The 13,117-nt window shown below is 71.4% G+C and carries 8 protein-coding genes; 3 read left to right on the forward strand and 5 right to left on the reverse strand.

What is annotated here, in order from left to right:
• Positions 1–91 precede the first annotated feature (91 nt).
• The gene (locus OVA17_RS02270) at positions 92–1,915 is read left to right on the forward strand and encodes an HSP90 family protein (RefSeq protein WP_267787900.1); all 1,824 of its coding nucleotides are present in this window, start codon (positions 92–94) and stop codon (positions 1,913–1,915) included.
• On the forward strand, positions 1,912–4,695 hold the full coding sequence (locus OVA17_RS02275) for a hypothetical protein (protein WP_267787902.1): 2,784 nt from the start codon (positions 1,912–1,914) through the stop codon (positions 4,693–4,695). The genes OVA17_RS02270 and OVA17_RS02275 overlap by 4 nt, the downstream gene beginning before the upstream one ends.
• 62 nt (positions 4,696–4,757) lie before the next feature.
• On the opposite strand, the gene OVA17_RS02280 is transcribed toward OVA17_RS02275, so the two are convergent.
• The 5 genes from OVA17_RS02280 to gabT all read right to left on the reverse strand — a co-directional run bounded on the left by OVA17_RS02280 (position 4,758) and on the right by gabT (position 11,460).
• Positions 4,758–6,119 (reverse strand): NAD-dependent succinate-semialdehyde dehydrogenase, encoded by a 1,362-nt coding sequence (locus OVA17_RS02280; protein ID WP_267787903.1) that lies wholly within the window; start codon positions 6,117–6,119, stop codon positions 4,758–4,760.
• 22 nt (positions 6,120–6,141) lie between these two features.
• Positions 6,142–7,701 (reverse strand): APC family permease, encoded by a 1,560-nt coding sequence (locus tag OVA17_RS02285; RefSeq protein WP_267787904.1) that lies wholly within the window; start codon positions 7,699–7,701, stop codon positions 6,142–6,144.
• Positions 7,698–8,570, reverse strand: coding sequence for a universal stress protein (locus tag OVA17_RS02290; protein ID WP_267787906.1), 873 nt, complete (start codon positions 8,568–8,570; stop codon positions 7,698–7,700). Before OVA17_RS02290 ends, OVA17_RS02285 begins: the two co-directional genes overlap by 4 nt.
• Positions 8,567–10,027, reverse strand: a complete 1,461-nt coding sequence (locus OVA17_RS02295) for a flavin monoamine oxidase family protein (protein ID WP_267787907.1) — start codon at positions 10,025–10,027, stop codon at positions 8,567–8,569. Before OVA17_RS02295 ends, OVA17_RS02290 begins: the two co-directional genes overlap by 4 nt.
• 83 nt (positions 10,028–10,110) lie before the next feature.
• Positions 10,111–11,460: a 4-aminobutyrate--2-oxoglutarate transaminase gene (gene gabT / locus OVA17_RS02300; protein WP_267787909.1), complete on the reverse strand. Its 1,350-nt coding sequence runs from the start codon at positions 11,458–11,460 to the stop codon at positions 10,111–10,113.
• A gap of 91 nt (positions 11,461–11,551) precedes the next feature.
• Between gabT and OVA17_RS02305 the strand changes: the two genes are divergently transcribed.
• On the forward strand, positions 11,552–13,081 hold the full coding sequence (locus OVA17_RS02305; protein ID WP_267787911.1) for a PucR family transcriptional regulator: 1,530 nt from the start codon (positions 11,552–11,554) through the stop codon (positions 13,079–13,081).
• The last annotated feature ends 36 nt before the right edge of the window (positions 13,082–13,117 follow it).

Genomic DNA, 13,117 nt, shown 5'->3' on the forward strand with positions numbered 1-13,117 from the left:
CCGTCGCCGAGGGCTCATGGATAGGCTGGAAGACGGTCGCCATCCTGGCCCCCGACACATCGGCGACCGGCGAGAGTTCAGGAGCACCCCGATGAGTTCGCACGCGCCCGCCCAGCAGTTCCAGGTCGATCTGCGCGGCGTCATCGACCTGTTGAGCCGCCACATCTACTCCGGTCCCCGCGTGTTCCTGCGCGAGCTCCTGCAGAACGCCGTCGACGCGATCGCCGCCCGACGAGAGGTCGACGGCGGCGGCGGTCGCGTTCGGATCACCCCGATCAGCGCCTCGTCCGACGAGTTCGTCCTCCGCGACGACGGGGTGGGGCTGACGCCCGACGAGGTGGCCGACCTGCTCGGAACGGTGGGCCGCAGCTCCAAGCGCGACGTGTTCGATCTGCCGCGCTCCGACTTCCTCGGGCAGTTCGGCATCGGCATGCTCTCGTGCTTCATGGTGTGCGACGACATCGTCATCCGCTCCCGCAGTGCTCGCGGCACCGCGCCCGTGCAGTGGAGGGGGTACACGGACGGGACCTTCGAGGTCGGCCCGGGCCCCGAGGACACCCCGGTGGGCACGAGCGTGCACCTGCGCTCGCGCAGTGACAGCCGGGCGCTGCTGAGCACCGCCACCGTCGTCGAGCTCGCCGAGACCTTCGGGCGGTACCTCCCGATCTCGGTGAGCGTCGACCTTCCCGCCGGCGGCGAGACGACCATCACCGCGGCTCCCCCGTTCCTCGGCGATGACCGGGAGGAGCAGGCCGCCTACGGGCGCGAGCTGCTGGGCGCGGAACCGCTCGCGATCATCCCGCTCTCGGTCCCCGCCACTCAGACTCGCGGCCTGGCCTTCGTGCTGCCGTTCGCCCCGGCATCCACCGCTCGCCAGAGCACCCGGGTGTACCTGCAGCGCATGCTGCTCACCGAACGCGCCGACGACCTCCTGCCGGACTGGGCGTTCTTCGTGCGCGCGGTGGTCGACTCGGCGGGACTGCACCCCACGGCGAGCCGTGAGGCGCTCGTGGCGGACGACGCGCTCGAGCAGACCCGGACCGAGCTGGGGGATGCCATTCGCCGGTGGATCCTCGATCTCGCCCTCAGCGACCCCCTCCGCCTCGCGCAGGTCGTGAGCGTCCACGAAGTGGCGTTGAAGTCGCTGGTCCGACACGACGACGAACTGGCCCGGTTCATCGTGCCCTGGCTCTCGGTCGAGACGAACGTCGGGCGTCTTCGTATCGACGACCTCGTCGGGCGCTCCTCCCCCGTGCGGTTCACCGAGACCGTCGAGGCGTTCCGACAGGTCGCGAGCGTCGCATCGACCGGTTCGGTCCTCGTCAACGGCGGCTACCTGTACGACGACGAACTCATCCGGCTGCTGCCCGAGGTGTTCCCGAACGTCCGCGTCGAAGCCGTCGACGTCGTGGACGAGATCGATCGCCTCGCCCCTGCGCCGTGGGACCAGCGCACGCTCGCTCTCGCGCTCGAGGAGCGCGCTCGCGACGCCCTGGGCACCGTCGACGTGGTGACGCGCTCCTTCGAGCGCGCGGAAGCACCAGCACTGTTCGTCGCCGACCCCGACGTGCTGCGCGCGCTCGACCGCGGTCGCGCGCGCAGCGCGGGAGGCTCGCTGTGGGCGGGGGTCCTCGACCGTGCCGAGCGGGCCGGCGCGCGCGGGCGCGACCACGCGCAGGACCCGCCCGCCTCTCGTCTGTGCCTGAACTGGACGAACCCGACCGTGCAACGCCTCGCACACGCCCCGGAGGGGCGCGCCTTCACGGCGGGCGTGCAGATGCTCTACGTCCAGGCGCTGCTCGCCGGCCACCACCCCCTCGGAGGCGGCGACCGGGCGCTGATGTCGTCGGCCCTGGCCGATCTGGTCGAACTCGCCGCCTCTTCTTCCGACCCCACGACGAAAGGACCCGCATGACCGCCGCCGCCGAGAGCATCCGTGCCCTGTTCGACGAGATCGACCGGACGCCGTGGGGCCCCCGGGAGCGAGCCCTCGTCGCCGAGGCGGTGGCCCGCGCGCAGGACAGCGGTGACGCGCGCCTCGAGTACGAAGCGCGCCTGCGTCAGACCTCGAGCGCCAACATGATCGGCGACACCGATCTCATGCTCACGTCTTTCGCGTGGTGCCTCGCGCAGCACGACGCGGATCCCGAGCGCTTCCCCGCCGAGCTGGAGCCGGCCGGCGACCTGCTCTGGCAGTACAAGTGGATGGCCGGCGCCCTGCGCGGCTCGCCGGAGTTCTCGAGCGAGCAGATCGACGCCGTCCTCGATGACATGGAAGAGCACTATCACCGCGCCGGTGTGGGCATGAGCGGTGCGGTGATGGCGCGATTCGAGGACGCGTGGGCGGCCGGGCGCATCGACGAGGCCGCCGCGCTGCGCGAACGCCTCGAGGCGACACCGCGTGACGAGTACAGCCACTGCGACGCCTGCGTCCGCAGCCAGTTCGCCGGGTTCTTCGCCGAGACAGGTCGAGAGGACGAGGCCATCCGCCTGGTCGAGGAGATGGTCGAGGGCGGCTTCACCTGCGGAGAGGAGCCCGAGCGCGCTCTCGCTCTGGCCCTTCTCCCGCTGTTGCGGGCGGGCCGCCTCGATCAGGCCCGCGCGTTCCATCTGCGCAGCTACCGTCTGGCGAGGGAGAATCCCGACAACCTCACGATCATCGCCGACAACGTCGTGTTCTGCGCGCTGACCGGCAACGAGGCGCGCGCCCTGACCCTCGTCGAGAAGCACCTGCGGTGGCTGGCTCACGATGGCCTGAACGCCGAGGCGCATCAGGAGGCCTTGGCCGCTTTCGCGCTGGCTCTGGACGCCGTGACCCGCGCCGGCCACGGCGGCACCCCCGTACGAGGCTCGGATGCCGCGGAGCTCGCGCCGCTGCTCGATGGGCGCGGGCAGATGCTGACGGCATCCGAGCTCGCCTCCCTGTGCTGGGCGCGCGCCGACGAGATCGCGGCGGCGTTCGATCGCCGCAACGGCACCGACGCGCACGCGCGCCGGCTGGAGCGCACGCGCGCGCTCGCGCAGGAGCACTACGACGTGCCGCTGTCGTCGTCGGGTTTCTCCGCGGCGGCCACCGTCCCTCGTGAGCGCGATCTCGCCGAACGCATCGAGCGCGCCCAGGTGCTCGCCGCCGTCGGCACCCCGAGCGCGATCGACGCCCTCGCCGATGTGCTCGACGACGCCGAGGCCGCCGATCGCGTGCCCCTGACCTTCGCGCTGTTGCGCGCGCTCGTCGCCGAGGACCGCCTCGACGACGCCGCAGCCGTGCTCACGGCGCGAGAAGAGGCTCTGCGCGCGATGGGGCGAGACGCCCGCGCCAGCATCGAGGCCGAGTTCGGCCTCGCCCTGTTCGGTGTCGACGACGACGCAGCGCGCCGGGCTCTCGACACCCACCCCGACGCCCCCGCCGATCTGACGGCCCACCTGTTGACGATCGTCGCCTACCGCCACCTCGTCGAACGGCGGCTCGACGAGGCCCTCGACGCGAGCCGTCGCGCCCGGGAGCTGTACGCGGCGGAGGGCGATGTCGAGCGGGCCCACGCTCTGGCACACCTCGAAGCGGACGTGCGGCGGGCGGCGGACGACCCGGAGGGCGCGCTCGAGTCGCTCGACGCGCTGCTGTCCGAGGACGCGGTCGCTCCCGGACGACGCGTGCGCCTGCTGATGGATCGGGCGACGATCCGCGACGCGCTGGGCGAGCCCCTTCAGGGAGCCGACGACGCCGACGAGGCTACGCGGCTGCTCCTGGCGTGGGACGCCGACGATCATGTCGTCGCGAGCGCGATGTCGCTGGGCGCGCAGCTCGCGGAACGCGCGGGCGAGAACGACCGGGCCGTCGCCGGCTACCGAGTCGCCCTGCAACGCCTCGAGACGACGGGCGAGCCGACGACCGGACTGCTCTACGGTCTCGGCCGTGCCCTCGTGTCCGCCGGCGCGGCCCACGAGGCCATCGAGGTGATCGACGACGTGCTCGAACGGGAGACAGCGGCAAACGAGGCACCGGGATCACGAGCCATCACGGTGGGGCTGCTCGCGCGGGCCTTCGAACAGGCCGAGGAATGGGACAACGCCCTGCGTGCGTGGGAGATCACGGCCGACCTGCACGTCGAGGCCGGGGAACCGGCTCGCCGCGCATCGGCACTCGTGGCGCGCGCGCACCTGCTCGGCCGGCTCGGCGGCGGGGACGAAGCGGTCGACACTCTCACGACGGCGGTCGCGGCTGCTCGAACCGACCCCGACAACCGCGGCATGCTCGCCGACGCCCTCCATTCCCTCGCGCAGGCCAAGGCACATCGGGGGGACGACGACGCGATCGCAGTCCTCGACGAGGCGCTCGAGATCGGTCGGACCGACGAGGCGGAGTGGCTCGTGGCCGACCTCCTCGACACGCGCGCGCGGATCCTCGCCGGCACCGGGCGAACCGACGACGCCGTCGCGAATGCGCTCCAGGCCGCCGACGGGTTCCTCGCCGCCGGGGGCGTCCCGCAGGCGGGAGCGTCCGAACTCCTCGCTGCCCGGATCCTGCGGGATGCGGAGCGCACGGAGGAAGCCGCCGCGGTACTGCGTTCGGCTCACGAGCACGCCGCCGGCCAGGAGCAGCTGCGTCAGGCGATCGCCATCGACCTCGGAGACGCCCTCGAGGCGCTCGGCCGCCACGGCGAGGCGGCCGAGGTGCGCGGCACCCTGCCGAGCTGACCGCAGTTTCATTTACGACGACGGCGGCATCCCGCGGGATGCCGCCGTCGTCGTAAAGCCCCTCAGGCCGTGCGGATGAGCTTCTTGTTCACGAACTCATCGGCCGCCAGCAGCCCCATCTCTCGCGACGTGCCACTGCGCTTGACACCACCGAACGGCAGCTCGGGCGAGTCGGCGAGCACGACGTTGACGTAGACCATGCCGGCCTCGATGCGATCGGCGATGCGCTGAGCCTGCTCGGCATCCGTGGTGAAGACGTACGAGCCGAGACCGTAACCGGTGTCGTTCGCGAGGTCGACGGCCTCGTCTTCGCTCGAGACGCGATAGACGGTGCCGACGGGGCCGAAGAACTCCTCACCGTAGGCGTCCATCTCGCGCGTCACTCCCGTGAGCACGGTGCCCGGGTAGAACGCTCCGTCGCGGGTTCCGCCGACCTCGACGGTCGCGCCCTGGGCGAGGGCGCGCTGGACCTGCTCGTCGAGGCGCTCGGCCGCGGCCAGCGACGACAGGGGCCCGAGCACCGTGTCGTCGGCGAAGGGGTCGCCGACCTTGGCTTCGCCCAGCGCCGCCGTGAACTTCTCGAGGAAGGCGTCGTACAGCTCGTCGATCACGATGAAGCGCTTGGCGCCGTTGCACGACTGCCCGTTGTTGTCGAGGCGCGCATCGACGGCCGCCTGGACCGCGGCATCCAGGTCATCCGTGGAGAGGAGGATGAACGGGTCGGACCCGCCGAGTTCGAGCGCGACCTTCTTGAGGTTGCGACCGGCGATCTCGGCCACGGCGGCACCCGCACGCTCGGACCCGGTGACCGAAACGCCCTGCACACGACGGTCGGCGATGATGGTCGCCGCCTGCTCGTTGGTGGCGCGGATGTTCACGTAGGCGCCCTCGGGCAGGCCCGCGTCTCGGTAGATCGCCTGCAGGGCCTCGGCCGACTCGGGGCACTGGGGTGCGTGCTTGAGCAGGATCGTGTTGCCGACAGCCAGGTTCGGAGCCGCGAAACGGGCGACCTGGTAGTACGGGAAGTTCCACGGCATGATGCCGAGCAGCACGCCCAGCGGCGAGCGGCGGATCACGGCGGATCCCTCGCCCAGGATGTCCAGCGGGCTGTCACCGGTGATCTTGTCGATGTTGTCGGCGTAGTACTCGGTGATGTCGGCGGCGAAGTCGACCTCGCCGAGCGCCGCCTCGAGGGGCTTGCCCATCTCGCGGACGATGATCGCGGCGAGGTCGTCACGGCGTTCGCGGTGCAGCTGGGCGACGCGACGCAGGCCCTCGGCGCGCTCGGCCGGAGCGGTGCGCGACCAGACGCGGTACCCGTCGTGCGCGGAGGCGATGGCGGCATCGACCCCGGCATCGCTCAACGTGTCGTACTCGGCGAGGGTCTCACCGGTGGCGGGATTGACGACGGCGTAGTCGCTCATGGTGCTCCTTTTCGTTTCGTTGTCAGGACCTGATGCGGCGGCGGGCGCTGGCGGGGGCTTCTCGACCCAGGGTCTCACCCCGGAAGAAGCCGGGGCTCGCGATGCGCTGGGCGATCATGAGCACGATTCCGACCACGATGATCACCACGGTGATCACGAACACGAGGCCGACACCGCCGATCTCGGAGCCCGAGCCGTAGTCGGGGCTCGCGCTGTCGATGAGGGTGGTGACGAACAGCACCGCGAGGATCAGCCCGCCGACGAGGGGGGCGAGCAGCGTCAGGAAGACGTTGCGCACCGAGTCGAACCACTGCTTTCGGAAGTACCAGACGCACGCGAACGCGGTCAGACCGTAGTAGAAGCAGATCATCGCGCCGAGGGCCGTGATGGTGTCGGTGAGCACGTTCTCGCTCAGCACGCGCATGACCGCGTAGAACACGGAGGCGACGACCGCCGAGACGATGGTGGCGTAGCCCGGGGTGAAGAAGCGCGGGCTGACCTTCGCGAACTTCTTCGGCAGGGCGTCGTAGTGGGCCATCGCCAGGAGCGTGCGGGCGGGGCCGACGAAGGTCGCCTGCAGCGAGGATGCCGAGCTGGTGAGCACCGCGAGCGAGACCAGGAACGCGAGGGGTCCGAGGATCGGGCCCGACAGGTGGAAGAAGACGTTCTCCTGGATGTCCTCGTTGCCGAGGCCCAACTCCCCCGTGCCGTTGCCCGCGAACATCAGCAGGGCGACGGCGATCAGCAGGTACAGGGCGACGATGAGGAACACCGTCACGGTGGCGGCGCGACCCGGTGTCTTGTCGGGGTCCTTCGTCTCCTCGTTCATCGTGAGGATGACGTCCCACCCCCAGAAGATGAAGATCGACAGGGAGAGCCCGGCGGCGAAGGCGCTGAAGGACGGGACCTCGAAGGGGTTGAACCACGACGCCTGGACGGGGCTCGCATCGAAAGCGTTCCCGTTGAGCATCTCGACGACGGCTGCGGCCGCGAAGACCAGCAGCACGAGGATCTGGAACCCGACCAGGCCGTACTGCAGGCGCTGGGTGGTCTGCAGGTCGCGATACGACACGATCGTGGCCAGCAGCATGAAGATCAGGCAGACCGCGACGTTGATCGGGACGACCCGGGTCAGCTCGGCGATCTCGGCGTTGCCGGTGACCTGCGCGATCAGCAGGAACAGGAAGTCCACCGCGATACCGGCGAGGTTCGACAGCACGATGACGGTGGCGGCGATCAGGCCCCAGCCCGCCATCCACCCGACCCACGGCCCGAAGGCGCGGGCTGCCCAGGTGAAGGAGGTGCCGGCATCCGGCATCTTCGAGTTCAGTTCGCGGTAGCCGAGCGCGACGAGAAGCATGGGGATGAAGCCGACGAGGATGATCGCCGGCACCTGGAAGCCGACGGCCGAGACGGTCGGGCCGAGGGCACCGGTCAGCGTGTAGGCGGGGGCGATGGTCGAGATCCCGATGACGACGGCGCCGATCATGCCGATCGAGCCGACCCGGAGACCCTTGTTCGAGATGCCGGTGGTGACGGCGCTGTCGGGCGCCGGGCTCGCGCCGCTGGGAGTACTGGTCATGAGGAGGCCTCCGAGGTGCGCGGCACGACGATCATGGGGACGGGAAGGGCGCGGAGGATGCGCCCCGCGGTGGAACCGAGGAACAGGCGGCGGGGCTGAGCGAGCCGGCTCGAGCCCACGAGGGCCACTTCGCCGGGCTGCCAGTCGATGCGCGAGACGGCGTCTTCGATGTCGGAGCCCGCGCCGACGACGGCCTCGGCCTCGATCTCGGAGGGAAGGGCCGAGCGAACGGACTCGAGCACACTCTCTGCGTGCGCCTGGCCGGTGAGCCGCGTCAGCGACGCGTCGACGCGAGCGGGCAGGTCGACGCCCGCGAGAGAGAGGAGCCGCAGGGGCGCCTTCGCCCGGCGGGAGAGGGATGCCGCGGTGTCGAGCAGGACGTCGGCTCCGGGTCGCGTGCCGATCGCGGCGGTGATACGCGGCAGCCCGACGGACGGGTCGACCTTGCGCGCGCCCTCGGGGGCGAGGGCGACGGGGACGGGCGCCGAGTGGACGAGCTCTTCGGCGGTCGTGCCGAGGCGGTGACGGCCGCGGGGTCCTCCCCCGCCGGTGCCGACGACGATGACTTCGGCATCGAATTCCTCGGCCGCCGCGACGAGTCCGTCCGACACCGCCTGGGCGAGGCGGACGTGGCCCCGGATGCCGGGATAGGGCGCCACGGCCTCGCGCAGCCAGCCGCGGGCGGTGTCCTGCACGAGGCGCTCGTACCCAGCATCCGTCGGGATGGAGACGTTGTTCTCCGCCGACGGCAGCACGACGACCGCGTGCACCGGGGCGTCGAGTGCGGCACCCAGTCGCGCGCCGAGCGCGAGGGCGTCGGCACCGGCGTCGGTCGCGGTGTAGCCGACCACCACGCGGCGGGCGCTCATCCGCGCGTCCGATCGAGGATCTCGTCGGCCGCACGGTGGCCCTGACGGATCGCTCCGTCGACGTGCTGGAAGCCGGCCCCGGCCATGTCGCTGCACGCGAGGTGGAGGGGTCCGACGCTCTCGCGCAGCTCGGCGCCGTAGCGGTGCAGGCCGCCCATGTCGAAGCTCGCGGCGTACGCGCCGCGGGTCCATTCCTCGGTGCCCCAGTCGCTCTCGTAGTAGACGACGGGGTCCTTCGCCCGGGGACCGTAGTAGCGCGAGAGCGAGTCGAGGATGCGCTCCTTGCGCTCCTCGGGGCTGAGGCGGAACAGATCGTCGGCGTTGTGGTCCGAGACGAAGCCCACGAGGGTTCCGCGCTCGTCACCGTGGTTGGTGTTGTCGTAGGCCTCGTGTGCCAGCTCGTACGGGCTGAAGGCGGTGCCCGACAGGCCGTCCTCGCGCCAGAACGGGGTCTCGTACACGGCGTGGACCTTGATGACGAAGCCCATCGAGAGGTGCTGGTGCATCTGGTGCTGCAGGCGCGGCAGCGGGGGCTCGAACGAGATGCGCGAGTACAGCACGGGCGCCAGCGCCAGGATCGCGAAGCGGGCACGGACGGTGACGCCGTCCGCGATCACCGTGACCCCAGAAGAGGAGGTCTTCGCGGCCTCGACGCGAGCGGTCAACGCGCGCAGGTCGTCGACCCGCTGTCCCGTCGCCGAGTCGGCGGGGCGCTCCGCCGTCGCGGCGACGTCGCCCCAGATGACGCGGCGCACCGGCTGGTTCAGCAGCACGTCGTCGCCGAGGCGCTCGGCCAGCAGCTCGGGCACCTGCTGGAGGCCGCCGACGACGCGCTTGTCGAGGATGAAGTCGGCGTCGACGAGGTTCGAGTACGAGCCCGCGGATGCCGCCATGTGCAGCGACTGCAGCAGCGAGAAGGTGTGCGTGGGCTTGGTGAGCATCGCGGAGCCCGTGGCGAACGCCAGGTTGCGGACGGCCTCGTCGTCGTCGGTCTGCTCGCGCAGCCAGGCGTCCCACGAGATCCGGTCCCACTCGGCGGCCCGGGGGTGATCCCACGGCCGGTCCGGGTCGATCTCGGCCACCATCTCATCGAGGAGCGCGGTCACCTCGTCGATGGCCTTCTCGGTCTCGGGCGCGACGGGGAACATCTCGCCGGTGAAGCGCTTGGCCCGACCGTCGGGGCCGACGTAGACGCTGTCGCCCTCGCGGTAGCGGCTGTAGGTCGACAGTCCCAGGTCGGCGACGGTGTCGATGAGCGCCTGCTGGTCGGGCGAGACCCACTGGCCGCCCAGTTCGAGCATCGCTCCGTCGACCACGTCGGTCCACAGACGCCCGCCGACGCGGTCGCGCGCCTCGAGCACGGTGACCGAGAGTCCGGCCTTGCGAAGATCGTTGGCGGCGGTGAGACCGGCGGCGCCGGCTCCGATGACGACCACGTCTCGGGTGATCTCGTCCATGAAAACGTCCTTACTTGTCGTGCGGAGTCGGAGGTGTGGCCCCGACGGCGGCGTTCGCGTCGACTCTGCCGTCGGGGCGTTCGTCAGTTGCGCGCGAGGGCGGCCGCGACGACGTCGAGGCCCTCGTCGAGCAGGTCGTCGCCGATCGACAGCGGCGGGAGGAAACGGATCACATTGCCGTAGGTGCCGCAGGTGAGCACGATGACGCCCTCGGCGATCGCGGCCTTCGCCACGGCCGCGGTGAGGGCGGCGTCGGGTGCGCCCGTGACGGGGTCGACGAACTCGGCGGCGATCATCGCGCCGTGTCCACGCACGTCGCCGATGCGCGGGTCGTTCTGCTGCAGCTCGTGCAGGCGCCCCTTCAGGAGCTCGCCGATCTGCTGAGCGCGCTCGATGAGCCCCTCGTTCTCGAAAGCGTCGATGGATGCCAGAGCCGCGGCGCACGCGATCGGGTTACCGCCGTATGTGCCTCCCAGTCCGCCCGTGTGGGTGGCATCCATGATGTCGGCGCGACCGGTGACGGCCGCGAGCGGGAGGCCCGCGGCGATGCCCTTGGCGGTGGTGACGAGGTCGGGGACGATGCCGAACAGCTCGCTGGCGAACATCGCGCCGGTGCGCGCGAAACCCGACTGCACCTCGTCGGCGATGAAGACGACGCCGTTGTCGCGGCACCAGTCCACGATCGCGTTGAGGAATCCGTCGGCGGGGACGATGAAGCCGCCCTCGCCCTGGATGGGCTCGATGATGACGGCGGCGAGGTTGTCGGCGCCGACCTGCTTCTCGATCAGCGAGATGGCCTTGGCCGCGGCCTCGGGGCCGGAGAGCCCGTCGCGGAAGGGGTACGACAGGGGTGCGCGGTACACCTCGGCCGCGAAGGGGCCGAAGCCGCTCTTGTACGGCATGTTCTTGGCCGTCAGCGCCATCGTCAGGTTGGTGCGGCCGTGATAGGCGTGATCGAAGGCCACGACGGCCTGGCGACCGGTGAACTTGCGGGCGATCTTCACCGCGTTCTCGACCGCTTCGGCTCCGGAGTTGAACAGGGCGCTCTTCTTCTCGTGGTCGCCGGGGGTGAGGCGGTTGAGGGCCTCGGCGACGGCGACGTAGGACTCGTACGGCGAGATCATGAAGCACGTGTGGGTGAAGGCCGCGACCTGCTCCTGCACGGCCTTGACCACGGCCGGGTGGGCATTGCCGACGCTGGTGACGGCGATGCCCGAGCCGAGGTCGATGAGCGAGTTGCCGTCGACGTCGACGACGACTCCCCCACCCGCGGCGACGGCCTGGATCGGGACGGTGTGACCGACACCGGATGCCACGGCGGCGGCCTTGCGGTCCAGCAGCTGCTGCGAGCGGGGGCCGGGGATGGCGGTGACGAGGCGGCGCTCCTGGGCGAGGGACGGACCGCCGACGAGGGGGAGGGTGTCGAGGCTCATGGCGCGATGCTACGGACGCCGCGACAGAGCCCGCACTCTCCTCCATGTACAGTCGCAGGCAGCGTCGTATACGAGTCGTACAGGAGCCGCCATGGTCGACACCGCCGCCGCCCCGCCGAGCCTGCGGGCCCTTCTCTCTCGACGCGATCTGCGGTTGCGCCTCGTCACCGGTGAGGACGAGCTCGCACCCGGGAGCATCGACCGCCCGGTGCGGTGGGTGCACTCCAGCGATCTCGTCGATCCGACGCCGTTCCTCAGCGAGGGTCTCGTGTTGCTGACGACGGGGACGCAGTTCGTCGACACGGCCGATTACCCGGCGTACGTGGGCCGCCTGCTCGCCCGCGGTGTACGGGCTCTGGGGTTCGGCACCGAGGTGGTGCGCGACGGCATCCCGGCGGGGCTGGCGGCGGCGTGCCTGTCCGCGGGCATGCCGTTGTTCGAGGTGCCCTACCGCACCCCCTTCATCGCCGTGGCCCGAGCCGGAGCCGAAGCCATCGCCGCCGACGCCTACGCCCGGCGCAGTTGGTCGCTCGCCGCCCAGCGCGCCGTCTCGCTCGCCGCCCTCCGCCCCGACGGGCTCACCGCCACGCTGGCGGAGCTCTCGCGGCAACTCGGCTGCTGGGTCGCACTCTTCGACGCCGCGGGGGCCCTGCGCACCGCCCACCCCGCCGGATCCCTCGCCGCCCCGGTGATCGAGGCCGTGACGGCCGAGGTGACCACGATGCTGCGCCGCGGCACGCGAGCGGCTTCCTCTCTCCGGGTCGCCGACACCCCGGTGAGCGTGCAGACCCTCGGCCGGGGCGGGCACCTGCGCGGAGCCCTCGTGATCGCCGCCGACGATCTCGACCACGAGGCGCGAAGCGTCGTCACGGCCGTCGTGGCGATGGCAGCCCTCGCCCTCGAGCAGCAGGACGGACTGGGCCGCGCGATCGGCACCTTCCGTGCGGGACTCGTGCAGTCGCTCGGCGCCGACGATCCGACCCTGGCGCGTCGCGCGTCGCGCGATCTGTTCGGCCCCCTCCCCTCGGCCCCGGTGCTCGTCGCGCTGACCCCGACCGCGGCCTCGCGTTCCGCCGCCCTCGGCGAGTGGCTCGAAACGCGGACCCAGGAGGGACGCGGCGAGGTGTTCTTCGGCCGCGGAGACGACGGACTCGTCATCGTCGTGCCCACCGCGGGACGAGCTCTGCTCGATGAGATCGCCGACCGCTTCGAGATCGTCGTGGGGTGCTCCGCCCCCACCGGATACGACGCGTTCTCGAGCGCCCTCGCGCAGGCGCGCACGGCGCGTGAGCGCCTCTCGACCCCCGGGGTCGCCGACTTCGCCGACACGGCACGGGCAGGGCTGCTCGCCGCCCTCGACTCCGAGGCCGCGCGCAGCGTCGCGGCGGGCGCCCTGACTCCCCTGCGCACGCACGACGAGGCACAGGGCTCCGCGCTGCTCGAGACCCTGGACGCATGGCTCGCCCACGACTGCTCGCACGAGGCGACGGCCCACGCCCTCGGCATCCATCGCCATACCGTCCGCGCGCGCATCGCGCAGGCCGAGCGCGTACTCGGCCGCGACCTGTCGTCGTTCGCCGTCCGGGCGGAGGTCTGGACGGCGCTGCGGCTCGCGCAGTAGCGGTGTCGGGCCCGAGCCGTCGGGCGGAGTCCGTGC

It is taken from the genome of Microbacterium sp. SL75 (assembly GCF_026625865.1).
Classification (GTDB): domain Bacteria; phylum Actinomycetota; class Actinomycetes; order Actinomycetales; family Microbacteriaceae; genus Microbacterium.

Bases quoted from the DNA above. Each gene is read 5' to 3' on its own strand.
- OVA17_RS02270 (WP_267787900.1), top strand. From the start codon at position 92: ATGAGTTCGCACGCGCCCGCCCAGCAGTTCCAGGTCGATCTGCGCGGC.
- OVA17_RS02275 (WP_267787902.1), top strand. From the start codon at position 1,912: ATGACCGCCGCCGCCGAGAGCATCCGTGCCCTGTTCGACGAGATCGAC.
- OVA17_RS02280 (WP_267787903.1), bottom strand. From the start codon at position 6,119: ATGAGCGACTACGCCGTCGTCAATCCCGCCACCGGTGAGACCCTCGCC.
- OVA17_RS02285 (WP_267787904.1), bottom strand. From the start codon at position 7,701: ATGACCAGTACTCCCAGCGGCGCGAGCCCGGCGCCCGACAGCGCCGTC.
- OVA17_RS02290 (WP_267787906.1), bottom strand. From the start codon at position 8,570: ATGAGCGCCCGCCGCGTGGTGGTCGGCTACACCGCGACCGACGCCGGT.
- OVA17_RS02295 (WP_267787907.1), bottom strand. From the start codon at position 10,027: ATGGACGAGATCACCCGAGACGTGGTCGTCATCGGAGCCGGCGCCGCC.
- gabT (WP_267787909.1), bottom strand. From the start codon at position 11,460: ATGAGCCTCGACACCCTCCCCCTCGTCGGCGGTCCGTCCCTCGCCCAG.
- OVA17_RS02305 (WP_267787911.1), top strand. From the start codon at position 11,552: ATGGTCGACACCGCCGCCGCCCCGCCGAGCCTGCGGGCCCTTCTCTCT.